This is a genomic window from Salinibacterium xinjiangense (assembly GCF_014645015.1).
GTDB classification, from domain to species: Bacteria; Actinomycetota; Actinomycetes; order Actinomycetales; family Microbacteriaceae; genus Rhodoglobus; species Rhodoglobus xinjiangensis.
Genome location: NZ_BMLC01000001.1, coordinates 448,638 through 467,021, shown reverse-complemented (window position 1 = coordinate 467,021; position 18,384 = coordinate 448,638). Strand labels below are relative to the sequence as shown.

Sequence of the window (18,384 nt, the reverse complement as noted above, 5' to 3'; positions counted from 1 at the left end):
GGCTCTCGAGCTTCAATGGCCGAACTAGCTCCGGTAGGCGAGCCTGCCCCGGATTCGGTTCTGCGCAGACGTGCTCGCATCGGCGTGATGGGGGGCACGTTCGACCCAATCCACAACGGCCACCTTGTCGCTGCCAGCGAAGTGCAGCAGAAATTCGACCTCGACGAAGTCATCTTCGCGCCGACGGGCGAACCGTGGATGAAGAAGACCGTCACTGAGGGTGAGCACCGCTACCTGATGACCGTGATTGCCACGGCAGCGAACCCTCGGTTTACCGTCAGCCGGGTGGATATCGATCGCCAGGGGCCGACGTACACGATCGACACACTTCGCGATATTCGCAGGGCGAGGCCGGAAGCCGACCTATTCTTCATCACCGGTGCCGATGCTGTCGCTCAGATCATGGAGTGGAAAGACGTCGAAGAGGTTTGGTCGCTTGCCCACTTCGTAGCCGTGTCCCGCCCGGGCCACTCCCTGACTATTAGCGGTTTACCTGAGCAGGGCGTAAGCTCGCTTGAAGTGCCCGCGCTGGCTATCTCCTCCACGGATTGCCGAGACCGGGTAAGCGGGGGCTTCCCGGTCTGGTATTTGGTTCCCGATGGTGTGGTTCAGTACATCGCCAAGCACCATTTGTATCGGAGTGTTTCATGACGACTTTCCACGAATCGCAGCCCCAGTCGAGGCGGGCGGCTCGCGAGAGCGAGCGCGGCGAGAGCACCGAGCAGGCCGAGTTCACCAACGGTCAGCCGGATGCTCCACAGGCGTACTCGCCAGACGCCTCGCCTCCGGCAGCGCGCAATGAAACCCGCGGAAACGCGGAAACGACCGATAAGGGGTCCGCACCCAGGGGGCGTCGCGCCGCTGCGTCAGCCGGGCCGCCGAGCGCCGTCACAGAGCAGATCGCCATTGGGCAGAACGCCACGACACAGATCGCCACGACACAGATCGCCACGACACAAATCGGCACAGAGCAGAACGCCACGAAGCAGGCGGATGCACCGGGGACGGTGGATTCCGTCGTGACGACTCCGGGTCTCGAGAGCTTTCCTCCCACGCAGGCCATCGCGCAGGCCGATCGACCGGCCTACCGTGTTCGTGACTACAGCCCTGAGGGCCGCCGATCTTCCGCAGCGTCCGCAGCTCCATGGCTGACTGCCGTTCCAGTCCCGGCGCCCAGTGAAGTGTCGGCCAGCGCAGTCGATGATGCCCTCGCCGTGACGCCGTTCAGCCCTCCCGCTGCAAGCGCACTCGCGGGAGCGCGCCCACAGTTCTTCGTTCCGGAGTCTGCCCTGCAAGACACCATCGTCCCTGCCGCGGTGGCCGCAATGCCCGAAGCCGTGGCCGTCGAGCAGGTCGACATTCCAGTCGCGCCTGTGCTTGCCATTCTTGAGTTTGCCATTCCTGAGTACACCATGACCCGTCGTGAACTCAGGGCCCTCGAAGCCCAGCAACTCGAAGCCCAGCAACTCGAAGCCCAGCAACGCGGCTCCCAGAATCCACCACGTTTGCCGGAGTTTGCGCCGGACGGGTCTCTTACTGGCGCAGCGGCGGCCGTGTTCGTCGAGACCACGTTCAACGACGAGAACGACAGCGAGGCGCTCATCGAGACGACCTCCGACGCCGAGCCCAAGTCATCCGAGGGCACCAACACTCCACCGCCTCTCGTCGATCCGCCGGCCCCGGCGGCCCCGGCGGGGAGCATCGACGAGGTTGCCGCTGACGATGCTGCTGCTGTGGATGAGGTGCCTTTCACGGCTCCCGCTCTCACACCATTCGATTCCCTGTTCCAGGTGCCGTCAGGCGCGCCGCGTGCGGCTCCGTCCGACCTGCTGCCGCCATTCCGCGACGCGCCGGGCGCCGAAGGTAGGCCAGCACCGCTGATCGATCCGCCACTCCCCGCTGTCGCACCCGCAGCGGACGAGAGCCCCGCTCTTGCTGACGCCATGGCAAAGTTCGATGCGCTGACGCGCGAGGCTGCTGATGACGCGCGCGCTGAGAGCAAGAACGCTGGCGAGTCTGTCGCCGCGGCCGGTTCGCATTGGACGCCTCCAGCCGGGCACTGGTCAGCCCAGGACGAAGTCGACGAAGATGCGCCCGGTGAAGGCACCATCAGCCGCACTGTCGGCAGTGGAATCTCCACCACCAATGCGCTCGTGTTGCCGTCGATCCCCGATGGCGCCGACATCCGCGGGCCGCTGACGGGTGCCGGTGAGATCATGCTCACAGGCTCGGTCGACCTGCCTCGCAACCTGTCCTCGAACGGCCAGTCCGATCGATTCGATGGCGACAATATGGATGCGCTGTACGACCTGAACGATGCAGAAGTCATCTCGACTGATTCATCGCCGGTGCGTGCCATTCGTGCCGTCAGCACCCACGCCTCAGCCCATGGGGTCACTCACACCCAGAAGCCCAAAGGCACGCGGGCCCTCACCGGCCTGCTCATTGCTGCGTCGTCGCTCGCTGTCGTCGTTGCCGGATTGTTGGTGGCGGCTTTTGCCTTCAACGTTTTCTGATTTCTCTCCCTTGCTGACTTCTCTCCCCCTAAGGATCATGTGACTGCCACTTCGCGCGCCCGCGAACTTCTCACCGTTGCGGCTCGTGCCGCCGATGCTAAGCAGGGTGAAGATCTCGTCGCTCTCGACGTATCCGGCCCCCTCCCGCTGACCGATATCTTCTTTCTTGCGACGGGGCGCAACGAGCGCAACGTCCAGGCCATCGCTGGTGAGATCGAAGAGAAGATGCTCGAGGCCGGGGCGAAGACCCTGCGCCGCGAAGGTCGGGCTGAGGGCCGCTGGATCCTCCTCGACTTCGGCGACATCATCGCGCACGTCTTCCACGAGGAAGACAGGCTTTACTACTCGCTCGAACGCCTGTGGAAAGATTGCCCGGCCATCCCGATCGAACTGCCCGCGGCCAAGGCAGCCGAGTAGTCGCGCAACACTGAGCGGGTTTGCAGCACTGAGCGGTACTGCAACCACGAGTAGCGAACTCACTGCGAGCGTTGATCGCAGTGCGGCCAACGTGCTGACTGAGATCGCCAATGGTGCGGCCTCCGCGGACGGCATCACCGACAACCCGAAGAAATTCGGGCTTGTTGAGACCGAGAACGCGACTCGTCCGCATGCGCTTCCGGATGTGGATGCCGCGTTCGCGACCATCTCGTTCGCCCTGCCCGCCGGCCTCAGCTCGGACCAGGCGATCCCGATCGAGGGCGACGACAGTACGTACTTCAACATTCTTGTGACGCGACGCGACCCGAGTTGCAGGACGACCCGCGCATTCAGAAGCTCTACGAGCTGTTCACCTCACCAGAGGTTGCCCGGTTCGGCCAGAATACCTGGGGCGGGATCGTCGTTCCCGCTTCCCCGCTTCCTGATCCCAGTGCCTGATTCCCCACTGCCTGATTGCAGCCGCTGCAGCCCTGGTTGCTCCCTCAGCGGGTAAGCCAGGGGCGCAGTGCTCGTGTGACGAGCGGCATCGCCAGGTAGGTCATGACGGGGGTCACCAGCACCACGGTGATGAGCACCCTGAACACGAGCGACCAGTCGTGGGTTAGCGGGCCCAGAGCCCAGTTTGCGAGCAGACTGAGCGGAAAAAACGCCACGAAGATCGACACCATCTGCTTCCAGCGCGGCGGAGCGGATGCCCCGGAATTGATGACCTCGACAGTGGAGGGTGTGTCGAACCATCCCTCGATCCCGGTGCGATGTTCCTCGGCATCGTGCTCCACCATCCCGAGGGCGGAGGCTACCCACCACGCGCGCTCAGGGGATTCCTGCCAGCGGGCGAGGGATGCGGCATCCGCGAACCTGAAAAGCATGTGCCATTCCGGGCTTGTCGGGTCTGGCCGAACCCAGCCCGAGCCGAGGTAGCCAGGGGAGGCGCTGAGCAGATCCTGCCCGGCCCGCGCCCACGCAGCGACCTCTTTCGCCCGCTCAGGGTCGACCCGGCGAGTGACAGAGACGGTGATCGGTTCTGGAGCCATGGATCCATTGTCCCGGGTTCGCACCGGCATCCGGATGTAGTACCCTTATGAAGTTGTCTTCGCGCTTGCGAGAAGACTGGGGTCCATGGCGCAGCCCGGTAGCGCACCTGCATGGCATGCAGGGGGTCAGGGGTTCGAATCCCCTTGGATCCACCAGAAAGCCCCGGAATCGTCACGATTCCGGGGCTTTTTCCTTGCCCGGAGCGGGCTCCCGTTGAAGCAATTGGGCCATTAAAGGTCATAAACCAACGCGATTCGTGCGCCAGTGTGAGTCGAGCAGGCTCACATAGGGGACGCATTTCGTTGTAGGTATGCCATGCCTAGATTCATCTGGCCCGTTTGTGGCCCAATGCTCGCCCACAGGGCGAAGCGCTCGATGAGTGCCTCGCCCCGTGCAGGTTGAGGTGTCGGGCGGGTCTAGCTCATCGGTTCCAGGAACATCAGGCTCAGCGTCTCGCTGACGTCTGGTGCGATCGACGCCTTCTGGATGTAGTGGCGCCTTGTGACCTCAGGTCCGGAGTGTCCGAGCTGCTTCGCGGCCGCCTCATCGCCGAAGAGCCGGGCGATGCGGGTGGCCACCGTCTTGCGGAGGACGTGCGGTGTGACCCACTGGAGTTCCGTATCCTTGACGATCTCCCGAAAGGTCCGGTGGATATTCTGCGGAGCGCGCGGGGCGCCGGCCTTGGTCGCGAACACCCATTCACTCTTCGCCGATGCACGCCGCCGCTTGAGGATCGCGGCGGCGTGGTCGGGCAGCGACAGCGTACGAAATCCAGACGCGGTCTTCGGAGAGTTTTTGTAGTGCACGGGGACGCCGGTCGCCTCGACGAGGGTTCCAGCGATCGTGACGAGGACGGGCTCCACATCGAGGTTGATGTCCTGCCACCGGAGGCCAAGGGCTTCCCCGATTCGAGTGCCGGTGGCGAGGGTGAGATCGACGAAGTCCATCAGGTCTACGCCGGGGGGCGGCCCGCTCCTCCCCGGTCCCGCGCGGTGTAGCCTGACCATGTCCCGCAGCTCCACCACCTCGGTCTCCGTGAGAGCCTCGGGCGTCTTGTGCACCTTCGGTAGAGGGGCGGACTCGCGGACGGGGTTGAGCCGGATCGCGTCGTGGCGCAGGGCCACGGCCATGATGTGGAGAAGAGCGGACCTGACGTTGCGCGCCTGTGCTGGCGTTCGCAGCGACTCGGCGCGCAGGAACCGGTCGACTACGCCGACGGTGACCTCACCGAGCATCAGCTCGCCGATGGCGGGGATGATCCGTTTGCGAGCGAGGCGCTTGTATTCGTCAAGAGTGCCATCGCCGACGGTTCCTTCAACTTCGGCGAGCCACATCTCAGCAGTAGTGGCGAGCGGCGTTGTGGGCTTGAGCTCACCGCTGCCGATCCGTGCACCCTCGACGAGCTTCGCGGTTAGGTGCCGTTCGGCAGCACTCGCCGAAGGGCCGCTCGCGCGCACCCTTCGGCTGCTTCCGTTGAAGTCGCGGAAGTAGGCGCTTGATCGCCATGAGCCGCTGGGGTCCTTGTGACTGGAGATCGTGCCCCAAGTGCCGATGGGGAGACGGGGACGTGACATGAGAGATTCCTTTCGTGACGGCTCCCTGCGAGGGAGACCGTAGTGAAGGTGCGTCAAGAGTTTTTGAGTCGCACCTGACCGGTTGGCTAGTTGGTCTATGCGGGCCGATTCTGGCCAGTTGTGATCTCTCATTTGAGGCGCTCTAAGGGTGCAAAAGCCCCGGTTCAATTCGCTACCGATTCGGTCGCATTGCGTCGGCGCTTGGAGTGTGAAGCACCAGCCCTCTGACACAATCGAGCAGAGCATCAATCACGAATCAGGAGCATCACCGTTGGTAACTGGCGAATTGAAGTCCAAGGTCGATAAGGTTTGGAACGCCTTTTGGTCGGGCGGCATCGCCAATCCCATGGAGGTGATCGAGCAGATCACCTACCTGCTCTTCATCAAGCGGCTTGACGAGCTCCACACCCTCGCCGAGAACAAGGCGAACACCACAGGGAAGCTGATCGAGAACCGGGTCTTCCCTGATGGCATGGATGACACCGGCCGCCGCCCGCGCCTCTACAGCGACCTGCGCTGGAGCCACTTCAAGAACTTCGCCGCTCCCGAGATGTACGAGGTCATTGACCAGAACGTCTTCCCGTTCATCCGCAATCTGGGCGATGTGGGATCGAGTTTCGCGGCCAACATGAAGGACGCGCGTTTTACGATTCCGACCCCGGCGCTGCTGAGCAAGGTCGTCGACCTCCTCGAAGACATCCCGATGGAGGATCGCGATACCAAGGGCGACATCTACGAGTACATGCTCGGCAAGCTAGCCACCTCGGGTCAGAACGGCCAGTTCCGCACGTCGCGCCACATCATCCAGCTAATGGTCGACATGACGGCGCCGACCCCGCAGGACCTCATCATCGACCCGGCGGCGGGTACAGCCGGCTTCCTGGTGGCGGCATCCGAGTACCTGCGCGACCATCACCCCGAGATCTGGGCGGATGCCGCAAGCCGCGACCACTTCAACCGGCTCGCGTTCACGGGCTTCGACTCCGACGCGTCGATGTCGCGCATCGGCAGCATGAACATGCAGCTTCACGGCGTGGAGAACCCGACCATCCAGCGACGAGACTCATTAGCCGAGGAGCACACGGACGCCGAGGGCAGCTACACGCTGGTGCTCGCCAATCCACCGTTCGCTGGGAGCCTCGACTATGAAACGGCCGCAAAGGATCTGCTCACGATCGTCAAGACGAAGAAAACCGAGCTGCTCTTTCTCGCGCTGATGATTCGCCTGCTCAAGAACGGCGGGCGCGCGGCAGTGATCGTCCCGGACGGCGTCCTGTTCGGGTCATCCACCGCTCACAAGGCGCTGCGCAAGATGCTGGTGGAGGATCACAAGCTGGATGCCGTGGTCAAGCTGCCGAGCGGGACCTTCAAGCCGTACACGGGTGTGTCGACCGCGATCCTGTTCTTCACGAAGACCAGCTCGGGCGGCACCGACCAAGTCTGGTTCTACGACGTGCAAGCCGACGGCTTTACCCTCGACGACAAGCGCACCCCCACCGAGCAGAACGACCTCCCCGATGTCCTAGCCCGCTGGTTGAGCAGGCCGCAAAGCAGCCGAGTCGAAACCTGGCCCGAGTTCGATCGCCCCAGAACCGCGCAATCCTTCCTGGTCCCCAAGTCCGAGATCGTCGCCCAAAACTACGACCTCTCCCTCAACCGCTACAAGGTGGTTGAGCACGAGGAGGTCGAGCACCGCGACCCCGCCGTGATTCTCGCCGAGCTGATGGTCCTGGAGCGCGAGATCCAGGATGCGACGGCCACCCTTGCAAGGTCCCTCGCGTGACCTGGCCGACAGTAAAGCTCGGCGAGGTTTCCGCTCAGATTCGAGGGGTAACTTTCGCGAAGAATGACACTGTCCCGGAGACTGCGCCCGGACTCGTGCCTGTGATGACAGCTTCGAACGTCACTGAAGACGGCCTTGATCTAAAGTCTGTACTTTATCTTTCTCGTGAGAAGATTCTCGATCGACAGTTCCTGCGGAAACATGATCTGTTGGTCACAGCATCCAGCGGAAGCCTGAAGGTTGTGGGTCGAGCGGTGCTTGTGCGCGACAACGTGGACGCAACCTTCGGCGCTTTCTGCAAAGTCCTGCGGCCAGGTAAATTGGTCAGCCCGAACTACTTGGCTCACTTTCTCCGAACGCCGTCCTACAGAGCACGTGTTTCTAGTCTCGCCGCTGGGGCGAACATCAATAATCTTCGTGGTGAAGATCTTGACAACCTCGACGTCCCCCTCCCACCCCTCCCCGAGCAGCGCCGAATCGCATCCATCCTCGATGCCCTGGACTTGGAGCTCGATAGCCGGCGCACAGCACTCTCAAGGGTGAATCTTCTTGCTGAGGCTCTGTTCGAGGGGTTTCTGGAAAGTTCGGGGGAACACCCCCTAGCCCGCATCGACGAGATCGCCAATACTCGCCTAGGAAAGATGCTCGACGCTAGTCGACAAACTGGGCTTGAACGCAAGCGCTACTTGCGAAATGCCAATGTCCAATGGTTGAGTTTCGAGCTTGAAGATCTCAATGAGATGGATTTTTCGCCCAAGGACCAAGTCGAGTTTGCTCTGGCTCCCGGCGACGTACTTGTCTGTGAGGGCGGCCAACCCGGGCGTTCGGCCGTCTGGAGGGGACAGTTGGAGGACGTGTACTTCCAGAAGGCCCTGCATCGCGTGCGCCTGAACCGTTCGGTCATGTTGCCCGAGGTTTTCGTCCGCACTATGAAATGGTTGGTCACCACCGGAGTACTCGCGGACAGCATTTCGTCCGCAACAATCTCTCATCTGACCGGGGAGAAGCTGCGTGCGGTGCGGATTCCGGTTCCACCGATCGACCTTCAACATGCATACGTTCGCCAGGCTCAGGAGATCGAGGACTTGGCGGACGTGCACGCGAGCCACCTCGCCCGCCTAGACGAACTCTTCGCCTCCCTCCAACACCGCGCCTTCCGAGGAGAACTATGACGAACGACACTGGCGTCTCGACCATCAACACGTGGCACACCTTCATGCGGCCGGTCCTTGAGTCGCTTTCCGACGGGGCTGTTCATGTCAAGCGCGACATGGAGAAGGCGACGATGGACATCGCGGGCCTCACCGAGCCGGAGCGAAACGAGCAACTCGATTCCGGTCAGCCCCGCTCGCTCAACCGGATTGGGTGGGCGACATCTGCGCTCCGACGAGCCAAAGCGCTGTCGTCCCCGAGTAGGGGCACGTTCGTGATTACCGATACCGGACGGGACCTCTTGGCGCGGCATCCGGTGTTAATCACCGTGGGCGATCTGGAGATGATACCGGCGTACACCGAGTACATCCCAACTCGCAAGGCATCGAGCCCAACCGCAATTCCGTCGTTGGCGTCAGTGGGCGACCAGACCCCGCAAGACCTGATCGAGTCGGGCATTGAAGCGATCGAGGATGACGTCAAGTCGAAGCTGCTCGAACGTCTGCGCGGCACGGACCCTCTGTTCTTCGAGCAAGTGGTGCGTAGCGTGCTTGTGAAGATGGGCTACGGCACCGAGGGCGAGATGAAGCAGCTCAAGGGTTCCGGCGACGGGGGACTCGACGGCAAGATCGACCGCGATGAGCTGGGCCTGAGCCAGATCTACGTCCAGGCCAAGCGATACGCGGAAGACAACGTCGTGGGACGCCCAGCGATTCAAGCTTTCGTTGGGGCGCTAGCGACACGGGGTGCGAACGTTGGAGTCTTCTTCACGACGAGCAAATACAGCGGCGAAGCGGCGGATGCCGCGGAGCGCGTGCCCCAGGACATCGCGCTCGTTGACGGGCTAAAACTCACCGAGCTGATGATCAAACATCGCGTCGGCGTGCAGGTCGCCCGCCGGGTCGAGATCGTGAAGATCGACGAGGATTTCTTCAGCGACGAGTAGCGCGGCTGGAGCGATCTAGGCCTGGACCGCGGGAAACACCACTAGCGATCCGTCGCGGCGTCGTTCGATCTCAATTGCGACGTCCCCCTGGTTGACCGTGCTGTTGAGGTCGTCACCCAAAGCGCGAATACGATACGAGGCTTTGAGCAGCGCGCCGACCTCGCCCTGAGTGAACACTGGGCTCCGAAGACCGCCGGGACGCTTCAATTCGAGGGTCGACAGTTGAAACAGCACCGACCCGATGCCGGATTCCAGCTCGTCGATACGACGCTCGTCGTCTCGCAGCGCTCCAAGAAACTTCTTGAATGGGTTCCCTGTGCCCTCAAGCTGGGCGTGCTCAACAGCCTGGAGAACAAGTACCCGGCGCCGAAGAGCAATGGCGAGCCGCGCAAGCTCAAGATGTGCACGGAACGCTCCACCGTCATCGTCAATACCGAGGAAGGATTTTTTTAGTTCACCCAGATCAACCGGCCCGTCGGGTAATTTCTCAAGCGCAGCTTGCCACTTCGCAAGTCGACGCCTGGTTTGCTCGATGGCTGTGCTAATCGCGAACGATGAGGAATCCAGTCCCAGAGAGAACCCGATCTTTCCCTGATCGAGAAGGATCGATGTCGCCTTCTCGATCGCGTCACGACATCCGTCGAGCTCACTACGTTCCTTCTCCAGTTTGTCGTCGTGCAACTGCTCCAAGAGGTCTGTGATCCGTTCGATCGCTTTTTGGCGTTGTTGATCCGCGTAGGCGCTCATCCCGATCGCGACGGCCATGAGCACCAGGGGAGCAGCGACCGTCATCACGCCGGCACCGGCCACAGCCACACCTGCGGTGGCGGCCGAGCCCGTTGCGGCGCCCGTCGCAGCGAGCTTGCCGCTAACTGGGACGAACGCGGCGTTCGCAGCGAACGCCTTAGAGTTGCGCATCGCACTGTAAACACCTCCGGGGACAGTCTTCGATTGCACTGACTTGACCAAGCCTTTGCCGACCTGTGCGGCGACCTTCGCCGGAACCACCATTCGATACAGCGTTTCTCCGGTATCAGCGACGTTCAGCGAGCGGGGCGCTGATTTCGCTGTATCGGCCACGAGCCGCGACAGTTGCTGGGCAAGCGGGCTGGCCGCGTGGAGTGCGATGCCGCCTTGCCGATCCCGACGTTCTGATAGTGAATGTGCTTCGAGGGTTGCGATGGGGGAGTCCGCGAGTGTCGCCAGGACTGTTCTCAGTTCTGCGAGTCGGGTCGAGGTCATGCCTTCATCGCCCATATCACCCAACACGTCCGGCATACTGACATCCTCAGTGGCGAGTGTCCACACCGGCACGAGCGCATTGTTTTCGGTCACGTCGAGTCCTCTGCTCAAATTGATAATTCCTACGATAGGTCTTCGTCGTGGCGCGGGCGTACATCGCTTATCGAATATGGATGCCGCGGGCCACGCAGTCGCGAGCCGCGGCATCCCCACTTGCTAGACGAGCTCTACTAGACGACCTTCACGAAGTACGGGCTGCCGAAGAGCGTCGAGATCGTGAATGCGCCCTTTTCGATGTCCGCGCTTGGAGCCATGATGACGACGTTGCCGGTGGCGCTTGCACCGGTGTACATCTCGTTGATGTCGTTGTGGTTGTTTGGAATCACCACGTAGGCGTTGGTGTGCGTCGTGCCGGCCGCCGACACGAACTCGATCGTGACATCGAGCCAGGGCGTGCCGCTCTCAGTTCCGACGTAGGTATACGTCACCGGCACCAAGATGTACTGGAAGCCAGCGTCGGCTGCGTCGTTGAACTGGTTCTCCGCCGCAACAACGTCACCGGCGTTGAGGTTGGTCGCACCGATCTGCACCTGCCAGATCGCGCCACTGTTGTCGCTGATTTCGACCGCGCTACCGGCGGGTGCGGGATTGGAGCGCGTGCCCTCCTTCTCGGCCGCCTGCGGCGTGGGCGTCTGGGTGGCGGGTGCAGCCGGTGTCGATGTCTCGACGAGAGGCTGCGGTTTGGCCTGGTCGACCGTTGGTGCGACGCCCCCGGCAATCGCCGCAACGCTCACGATGATCGCGCTCGTCAGTGCGACCGGGCCAAGGGCGAGGCCGGCAATGGCCTTGCCGCGGCCCGGTGCCTTCATTGCGAGGGCAGCGATGCCCAGGCCGAGTGCTGCGAACGCGGGTAAGAACGCGAAGAAGCTGAGGCCGGGAATAATGGCGCAGACGAAAGCCACGATCCCGACGATCAATGCGACGAGACTCAAACGGCTCGGCCTCTTCGACGGGGCGATGTCGACCAGAGTGGGTGTCGGTTCGGCCGGTGCGAGCGGCTCAGGGTGTGTGTTTCCAGACATGATGTCTCCTTGCTTGCTGTTTGCCTGCGCTGGGTGAGCCGCAGAACCTGCCGAAGGCAAGTCGGACAGTCCATCGGTGACCAACGACATTTGATGACTTCCCGTCATGAATGTGGCCGGAGCGCCGTATCCGAGCGATATTGTGGGCGCAGGCCGCGTGAAGGGATCTTGTGAGCAACTTCGATTTCTTGCGCGCCGGCTGGCCACAGATCGCCGAAGAGGCCCGCCGAGCCGAGCACTACGTCAACGGGGATCCACGCTCGTCGGTGTTCTACGCACGCCGAGCGATCGAGCTGATCGTCAATTGGCTTTACGACGCGGATGCGACCCTCCAACGCCCATACAAGGACGACCTCGCCGCCCTCACCTACGAGGCCAGTTTCAAGCGGCTGGTTGGGCCCGGCATTCACACCAAACTCGACCTAATCCGCAAACAGGGCAACAACGCCGTGCATCGAAGCGCTCCACTGAGGCCAACCGACAGCCTCCCTGTCGTACGTGAGCTGTTCCAGGTGATGGTGTGGGTGGCAACACGGTACGCGCGCACACCCGAAGAACGACCCGCCCCGGGTATGCCCTTCAACGCGGCTGCCTTGCCTAAGCCTGCCGCTGGTGTCGCCGTCAAAACCATGGCCCAGCTCGTCAAGCTCGGGGATGAGCTTGCCGCTGCGGACGCAGCTCTTGCCGCGGCGCGCGACAAAAATGACGAGCTCGAAACTGAAATTGCGCAATTGCGCGAACAGGTGGCGCTCGCGAAGGCAGCCAACGCCACTGTGCCCGACACGCACGACTACCGCGAGGACGAAACCCGCGATCTCTTCATCGACGTGCTCCTGCACGAAGCCGGGTGGAAGCTCGACGAGGCACGCGATCTTGAGTTTCCGGTTTTCGGCATGCCCAACAACTCCGCGGACGGCAATGGCTTCGTCGACTACGTGCTCTGGGGCGACAACGGTTTGCCGCTCGGGCTGGTCGAGGCCAAACGCACCCGCAAGGATGCGATAGCCGGCCAACAGCAGGCGAAGCTCTACGCCGATCGGCTGGAGGCCGTGTACGGCCAGCGACCGCTAATTTTCTATACCAACGGCTACGAGCATTTCCTCTGGGATGACGCGAGCTACCCGCCGCGTCGGATTGATGGCTTCTTCACCCGCGATCAACTTGAGCTGCTCATTCAGCGTCGCGCTACCCGAAAGCCGCTCGCGAGCGTCGAGGTCAACCCGTTGATCGTCGAGCGTTATTACCAGCGGCGCGCGATCGCCAAGGTCGCGGAGGCGTTCGAGAACAAGGAGCGCAAGGCACTGCTAGTCATGGCCACGGGCTCGGGCAAGACGCGCACGGTGATCGCGCTAGCGGACGTGCTGATTCGCGCGAACTGGGCCAAGCGAATCCTGTTTCTGGCCGATCGCATTGCTCTCGTCAACCAGGCCACGAACGCGTTCAAACAGCAATTGCCCGACTCGGCGCCAGTAAACCTCGTGACCGACAAGGATTCCGAAGGACGCGTTTACGTCTCGACCTACCCGACGATGATGGGGCTGATAAACAACGGGGGAGATGGGCTACGGCGCTTTGGACCAGGCTCCTTCGACCTTGTAATCATCGACGAAGCGCATCGCTCGGTGTACCAAAAGTATGGTGCAATCTTCGACTACTTCGATTCCCTGCTGGTCGGCCTGACGGCCACCCCGAAGAACGAGATCGACCACAACACCTACGGGCTCTTCAACCTTGAGGATGGCGTGCCCACCGACTCCTACGACCTCACCGACGCGATCGCGGAAGGCTACTTGGTGCCGCCCGTGGGGCGCTCGGTCGCGACGAAATTCGTGCGCGAGGGTATCCGCTACGCCGAACTCAGCGAGAGCGAAAAGGAAGAGTGGGACCTGCTCGACTGGGACGACGGCGACATCCCGGACGAGGTCGACTCCAGCGCCATGAACACCTGGCTGTTCAACAAGGACACTGTTGACACTGTGCTGGAGACCCTCATGACCGAGGGACGCACCGTCGCGGGTGGCGACCGCCTCGGCAAGACCATCATTTTCGCAAAGAACAACAAACACGCGGAGTTCATCGCAGAGCGGTTCAACGAGAACTACCCGCAGTACAAAGGCGAGTTCGGCCGTGTGATCACGCATCAGCAGAAGTACTCTCAAAGCCTCATCGACGACTTCTCGAAGCCCGATTCGGCACCGCACATCGCGATCTCGGTCGACATGCTCGACACGGGCATCGACGTGCCTGAAGTAGTGAACCTCGTCTTTTTCAAGGCCGTGCATTCCAAGACCAAGTACTGGCAGATGGTCGGCCGCGGCACACGGTTGCGACCGGATCTGTACGGGCCAGGAGAGCCCAAGCAAGACTTCGTGATCTTCGACGTTTGTCAGAATATCGAGTACTTCAATCAAGACCTGCCGTCGGCAGGCGTCGGCACGATGCCATCGCTGCGCTCGCGATTGTTCACGTCGAGGCTCCAGTTGCTCGCCGCAATGGACGCAGCCCCGGACGAGGCGGAGCTCACAGCATTGCGTGAAGGCGTCGCCGCCCGCATGCACGAACGGGTCGCGGGGATGAGCCTCGACAACTTCCTCGTCAGGCGCTCCCGACGCGCAGTTGAGCGGTTCGCCCGAGGCGAGAGCTGGCTCACGATTGCTGGCGACGACTTCACGGAGGCGGGAACGCTCGCCGACCTCCCCTCCGCGACCGACGTGCAAGACACCAACGAACTCGCCAAACGGTTCGACCTACTCGCACTTCGCGCCCAACTCGGCGTCCTCGCCGCGGACCCCGGTTTCGCGGCCGCGAAGGAACGGATGCGCGCGATAGCGAATGCCCTCGGCGGGCAGCGCGGCATCCCGGCGATCGATAACAACATCCAACTGATCGAGGCGGTCGCCGGCGAGGACTGGTGGGTGGATATCACAGTGCCGATACTCGAACTTGCCCGCATCCGCCTACGCGAACTAGTCAAGCTCATCGACTCGTCTACCCGCGCGATCGTCTACACCGATTTCAAGGACACCGCGGGGGAGTCCGCGATCATCGAGATCCAGAAGGTCGCGGTGGGTGTCGACAGGGCGCGCTTTCGGGAGAAGGCTGTGGCGTTCCTGCGCGAGCATGAAAGCGACCTCGCGGTCTCGCGCCTACGCAAAGGGTTGCCCCTGGCGCCTGGCGACCTCGAACAGCTTGAGAACATCATGATCGAGAACGGACTCGACCCCACCCAGGTGCGGGATGCCGCCGCCGCCGCACACGGGCTCGGGTTGTTTGTGCGCTCACTGGTGGGCCTCGACCGAATCGCAGCTACGGATGCACTCTCAGAGTTCACCGCCGGAGCCACGCTCACCGCTAATCAGCAGTCGTTCGTGGCCTTGATCGTTGAGCAGCTCACGCAGCGCGGCATCGTCGAACCGGGTTTGCTGTACGAGGCGCCCTTCACGAACTACGCGCCGACGGGGCCCGAAGGGTTGTTTGGAGCATCCAAGGTCGCTGAGCTTTTGGACCTTTTGGAGCGCATTACCATCGCGGCCGCGGCTTCGTGACTAGGGTTTCTGCTGCCGGTAGCTCGCCCGACCCAAATGGTGCCGGCCTGGCCGCCGCAGCCGCTGGTAGCCTCACGGCTCCAGCCGATGAGATCGAGGAGAAGGATTCCTTTGACGTCGTTCTTGAGAGTGTTGGTGAGAAAAAGATTCACGTCATTAAGGAGATGCGTACCCTCGTGAGCCTCGGTCTTGGCGCGGCTAAGGCTCTCGTTGGCAACGCTCCCGGTGTCGTTCTCAACGGCGCCAACAAGGAGACCGCCGAGAAGGCCGGCGCCAAGGTGCGCCTGTCACCTGCTCCTTAGTAAGGAACTGCACTCCAGTAACGCGCTGCGCATCCGGGCCGTCAGCTCCCACGCGATTGGATCAATTCACGTGGCGCAGCTTCTCGTGGGGAGTGCAAAACGCAAGAAATCGTCGGGGCGTCTTGGCCATATTTTCTGTGCTTAGGATCATGGTCAACGATTCCGAGACAACAGTCCTGGAGTTCTTCCTCTGCTACCTCTCCCAGAAGATCGCTGGGTTGAGAATTGACGTCTCCCAGAGCGCGTCCCGCTCTCGTGTTGTGAGTCGAGCGGTGTCGGCTGCGTCCCTCCATTCTTCGCGGACGAGGTCGACTTGGCGGTCGACGATCTCTTGCGCTTCCTCGTTGGACAGCAGGTAAGCCGCTGCCGCGTCGATGCACACGGCAAGCAGTGATTGGTTGTCTCCATCAACGTCGATGGCCATGGGGTGGGATGCGATGGAGTCGCGTCGGCCGTGTGAGGGTGTGATGTCGTATGCGGGCGTGAGCGTGAGTGCGTGGCCGTCCCAGAATGCGGCCGTGTTTCGTGCGTGATCGTCCGTGTTGCGCACAATCACGTTGAAAACGATCCTGGCGAATAATTCGCTTAGCGCTGCTCTGGGTTGGGTAAAGGAAGAACGAATCTTGTCGGCGACTGCGGGGTAACTCGTGGCGCCGCGGGCGGTCTCAGGATTCACTCCGAGGATGGTGAGCGCGGACACCTGCATCATTCGAGTTCCGTCGCCAGGTCGGTCGAAGCGCTCGACGATCAGCACGTCACGCCCGGCTGTGTGACGCACCTCCGTCTTGGCGGTGGTAATTCCCACGCGTCGTGCGAGTTCCATCGCGACGCCCTCGTATTTGACGATGGGGTACTGGTCGGTGGTACTCGGGAACTTCGCGATGAGACTTCGTCCGCCGTCGATCAGGGAGGCCTTCGGTCGTGCGCCTCCAACCGAGCTGCCTAGGAAGAGAGCGTCCGCAATGGCCGGCGATAGCGCCTCTCCCTTTTCGATCAGTGCGGCGGCATCCATCAGCTCGTCCAATGTCGCTTGATGCTCGGCATTGCGTGCGATGTATTCGGTGGCTGATGTCTGAAAGTCGAGTGCTCCAATGCGATCAGAACCCGACCGAAGCATGTAGGTGAGCAGATCGAGATCCGCAGGCTCTGACTGACGCGTGCGCGCGCCAAGTACACGCTCATTGATGACTCGCCGACCCCAACTGTCAGGTGTTGCGTCAAGCAAGACCCCAGCGATCTCCAACCCCGACGCAGGCATCTGAACACCTTGTTCCATCGGCAACTCGGCCAACAAAGGTACAGCTCTCGGATTCTGCAAATAGGAGCGTCCATAAGTGAACGAGTAACTTGCCGGGCGTCCAGCCTGCACTTGCTGTTGCACGCGCCCAGCCACCACAGGATCAGTTGCTCCGGGCAACCACACCCACACGAATGCGTGGTCAGACATCAGAACTCATCATCCACGGGACGAGGGGTCGTCCTCACTGACGACGGGGAGAGTGCGAGACGCTGATCAAGGCGCACATCATCAACATCCGGAAACAATCGGATCCCGAGAATTGTCGCGAGCTCGAAGACCGATCCGATCTCTGAACCGGCCGAACCGCGCTCAATCTTGGACAACGTGGGAAGTGAGATGCCTACCCGCTCCGCGAGATCACTTTGCGTACGCCGCTGAGACCGCCGCTCGGCAGCGATCAAGTTGCCGAGCACTGAGAGTGCGCGGCGAGTTTCGGGTGAATAGTGACGCAATCGCTTCATATGCAAAGTTTACTTTATTTGAAGGACTTCAAGCCAAATAAACTTTCTAAATGGCAGAGATGGGCGTCGTTTCGCCCAATTGCCACAAAGAGACTGGCTCATCGTGAGCGTGCCCGTGTAGTGCCGCGCACAGCCCTCTCGGAGTTCGAAGGTCTCGGGCTCCGAAAGGAGCCACATGTCTTCGTCGACAACACTCACTGCGCTTTTCGAAAAGTGGAGGCAGATCAACGATCACGAACCGTCGAGGTGGGACGACTCGATCCAACTCTTCCTAGCTGAATCACGCCCATCCACCGAAATCCTTAAGATTCGGCAGGGAAGGTGGATTTCGACGGTCCATGAGCTCGAAGCATTCATCGAGCGCGAGAATCGCTGGCCTCACGCGAATTCACGGCGACCGGCTGAGTTCCGCTCCACGGACGAAGATCGGCTAGCTAACTGGGTGCAGTACCAGCGACGCAGTGAGCAGACACTGAGCGACTACCGCGCGGATCGGCTCGAACTCATTCCTGGATTTTCCTGGGCACCGTTGGACGAGAAGTGGGAACAGCGGCTCTGGGAGTACGTCGACTTCGTCGAGCGCGAGGGGCGCCGCCCCTCGCGACGTTCGAGGGATTCGCCTGAGCGGTCTTTGTCTGTGTGGCGAGCCACGCAGTCGGAGCTGACGCGAGCTGGTGGGCTCTCTGCCGCGCGCGTCGAGCTACTCCGCTCCCACAGGATCTGATCACGGAGTCTCCTCGACTTGCCGCAAACCCTAGCGATCGGGACTGGGTACAGGACCGACTAGGAAATTGGTCCATTTAGTGTCCATAAACATCGCGGATCACCGGATGATGTTGCCATCCCGTCGTGAACAACGGGAGCGGAGCTGGGGCCCACATGGGCACCAATCCGGGGATTCTGGTGCAATTCAAGGTCGGACGGCAGTCGATTTCCTTTGGCATGAACTTGCAGGGGGTCAGGGGTTCGAATCCCCTTGGATCCACAGAACAGCCCCGGAACCATTAC

General features: G+C 61.8%; 16 protein-coding genes and 1 tRNA gene. 11 read left to right on the top strand and 6 right to left on the bottom strand.

Translation table 11 applies throughout. The features are described 5' to 3' along the window. Window positions 1-15 precede the first annotated feature (15 nt). The 4 genes from nadD to IEW81_RS02195 all read left to right on the top strand — a co-directional run bounded on the left by nadD (window position 16) and on the right by IEW81_RS02195 (window position 3,447). Window positions 16-651: a nicotinate-nucleotide adenylyltransferase gene (nadD, locus tag IEW81_RS02210; protein ID WP_097060704.1), complete on the top strand. Its 636-nt coding sequence runs from the start codon at window positions 16-18 to the stop codon at window positions 649-651. Further along, a complete protein-coding gene (locus IEW81_RS02205) occupies window positions 648-2,516 on the top strand; it encodes a hypothetical protein (protein ID WP_097060705.1) in 1,869 nt (622 codons plus the stop codon). The genes nadD and IEW81_RS02205 overlap by 4 nt, the downstream gene beginning before the upstream one ends. Window positions 2,517-2,555: 39 nt before the next feature. Next, a complete protein-coding gene (gene rsfS, locus IEW81_RS02200) occupies window positions 2,556-2,933 on the top strand; it encodes a ribosome silencing factor (protein ID WP_097060706.1) in 378 nt (125 codons plus the stop codon). A 91-nt stretch (window positions 2,934-3,024) separates the two neighbouring features. Beyond that, entirely contained in the window at window positions 3,025-3,447 is a 423-nt protein-coding gene (locus IEW81_RS02195) for a MetQ/NlpA family ABC transporter substrate-binding protein (RefSeq protein WP_229671196.1), read from the top strand. Here IEW81_RS02195 and IEW81_RS02190 read toward each other — a convergent pair. Beyond that, complete coding sequence (locus tag IEW81_RS02190; protein ID WP_097060707.1) at window positions 3,437-3,988, bottom strand: antibiotic biosynthesis monooxygenase; 552 nt, start codon at window positions 3,986-3,988, stop codon at window positions 3,437-3,439. The two genes, IEW81_RS02195 and IEW81_RS02190, sit on opposite strands and share 11 nt — an antisense overlap. 79 nt (window positions 3,989-4,067) lie before the next feature. Here IEW81_RS02190 and IEW81_RS02185 point away from each other — a divergent pair. Next, window positions 4,068-4,144: transfer RNA gene (locus tag IEW81_RS02185), tRNA-Ala, on the top strand. Between the two features lie 261 nt (window positions 4,145-4,405). Here the strand turns inward: IEW81_RS02185 and IEW81_RS02180 are convergent. After that, on the bottom strand, window positions 4,406-5,563 hold the full coding sequence (locus tag IEW81_RS02180; RefSeq protein ID WP_179691836.1) for a tyrosine-type recombinase/integrase: 1,158 nt from the start codon (window positions 5,561-5,563) through the stop codon (window positions 4,406-4,408). Between the two features lie 286 nt (window positions 5,564-5,849). On the opposite strand from IEW81_RS02180, the gene IEW81_RS02175 reads away from it, so the two are divergent. The 3 genes from IEW81_RS02175 to IEW81_RS02165 are packed head-to-tail and all read left to right on the top strand — an operon-like array spanning window position 5,850 to window position 9,444. Next, window positions 5,850-7,346, top strand: coding sequence for a type I restriction-modification system subunit M (locus IEW81_RS02175; protein WP_308421869.1), 1,497 nt, complete (start codon window positions 5,850-5,852; stop codon window positions 7,344-7,346). After that, a complete protein-coding gene (locus IEW81_RS02170) occupies window positions 7,343-8,518 on the top strand; it encodes a restriction endonuclease subunit S (RefSeq protein WP_097060710.1) in 1,176 nt (391 codons plus the stop codon). The genes IEW81_RS02175 and IEW81_RS02170 overlap by 4 nt, the downstream gene beginning before the upstream one ends. After that, window positions 8,515-9,444 carry a restriction endonuclease gene (locus IEW81_RS02165; protein WP_097060711.1) on the top strand — a complete coding sequence of 310 codons (930 nt, stop codon included), beginning with the start codon at window positions 8,515-8,517 and terminating at the stop codon, window positions 9,442-9,444. The genes IEW81_RS02170 and IEW81_RS02165 overlap by 4 nt, the downstream gene beginning before the upstream one ends. 15 nt (window positions 9,445-9,459) lie before the next feature. Here the strand turns inward: IEW81_RS02165 and IEW81_RS02160 are convergent, their stop codons facing one another. Together IEW81_RS02160 and IEW81_RS02155 are read right to left on the bottom strand one after the other, a co-directional pair. Then, a complete protein-coding gene (locus tag IEW81_RS02160; RefSeq protein WP_229671195.1) occupies window positions 9,460-10,779 on the bottom strand; it encodes a hypothetical protein in 1,320 nt (439 codons plus the stop codon). Window positions 10,780-10,916: 137 nt separating this feature from the next. Then, on the bottom strand, window positions 10,917-11,768 hold the full coding sequence (locus IEW81_RS02155) for a hypothetical protein (protein WP_097060713.1): 852 nt from the start codon (window positions 11,766-11,768) through the stop codon (window positions 10,917-10,919). Window positions 11,769-11,938: 170 nt separating this feature from the next. Between IEW81_RS02155 and IEW81_RS02150 the strand changes: the two genes are divergently transcribed. Both IEW81_RS02150 and IEW81_RS02145 read left to right on the top strand, forming a co-directional pair. After that, window positions 11,939-15,313 (top strand): DEAD/DEAH box helicase family protein, encoded by a 3,375-nt coding sequence (locus IEW81_RS02150; RefSeq protein WP_097060714.1) that lies wholly within the window; start codon window positions 11,939-11,941, stop codon window positions 15,311-15,313. Further along, on the top strand, window positions 15,310-15,615 hold the full coding sequence (locus IEW81_RS02145; protein ID WP_097060715.1) for a ribosomal protein bL12: 306 nt from the start codon (window positions 15,310-15,312) through the stop codon (window positions 15,613-15,615). Before IEW81_RS02150 ends, IEW81_RS02145 begins: the two co-directional genes overlap by 4 nt. 193 nt (window positions 15,616-15,808) lie before the next feature. Here IEW81_RS02145 and IEW81_RS02140 read toward each other — a convergent pair whose 3' ends face one another. Both IEW81_RS02140 and IEW81_RS14740 read right to left on the bottom strand, forming a co-directional pair. Then, a complete protein-coding gene (locus tag IEW81_RS02140) occupies window positions 15,809-17,062 on the bottom strand; it encodes a type II toxin-antitoxin system HipA family toxin (protein WP_097060716.1) in 1,254 nt (417 codons plus the stop codon). After that, window positions 17,062-17,376: a helix-turn-helix domain-containing protein gene (locus IEW81_RS14740; protein WP_097060717.1), complete on the bottom strand. Its 315-nt coding sequence runs from the start codon at window positions 17,374-17,376 to the stop codon at window positions 17,062-17,064. Before IEW81_RS14740 ends, IEW81_RS02140 begins: the two co-directional genes overlap by 1 nt. A gap of 175 nt (window positions 17,377-17,551) precedes the next feature. Here IEW81_RS14740 and IEW81_RS14810 point away from each other — a divergent pair, with 175 nt between their 5' ends. After that, window positions 17,552-18,100 (top strand): helicase associated domain-containing protein, encoded by a 549-nt coding sequence (locus IEW81_RS14810; RefSeq protein WP_097060718.1) that lies wholly within the window; start codon window positions 17,552-17,554, stop codon window positions 18,098-18,100. Window positions 18,101-18,384: the final 284 nt, after the last annotated feature.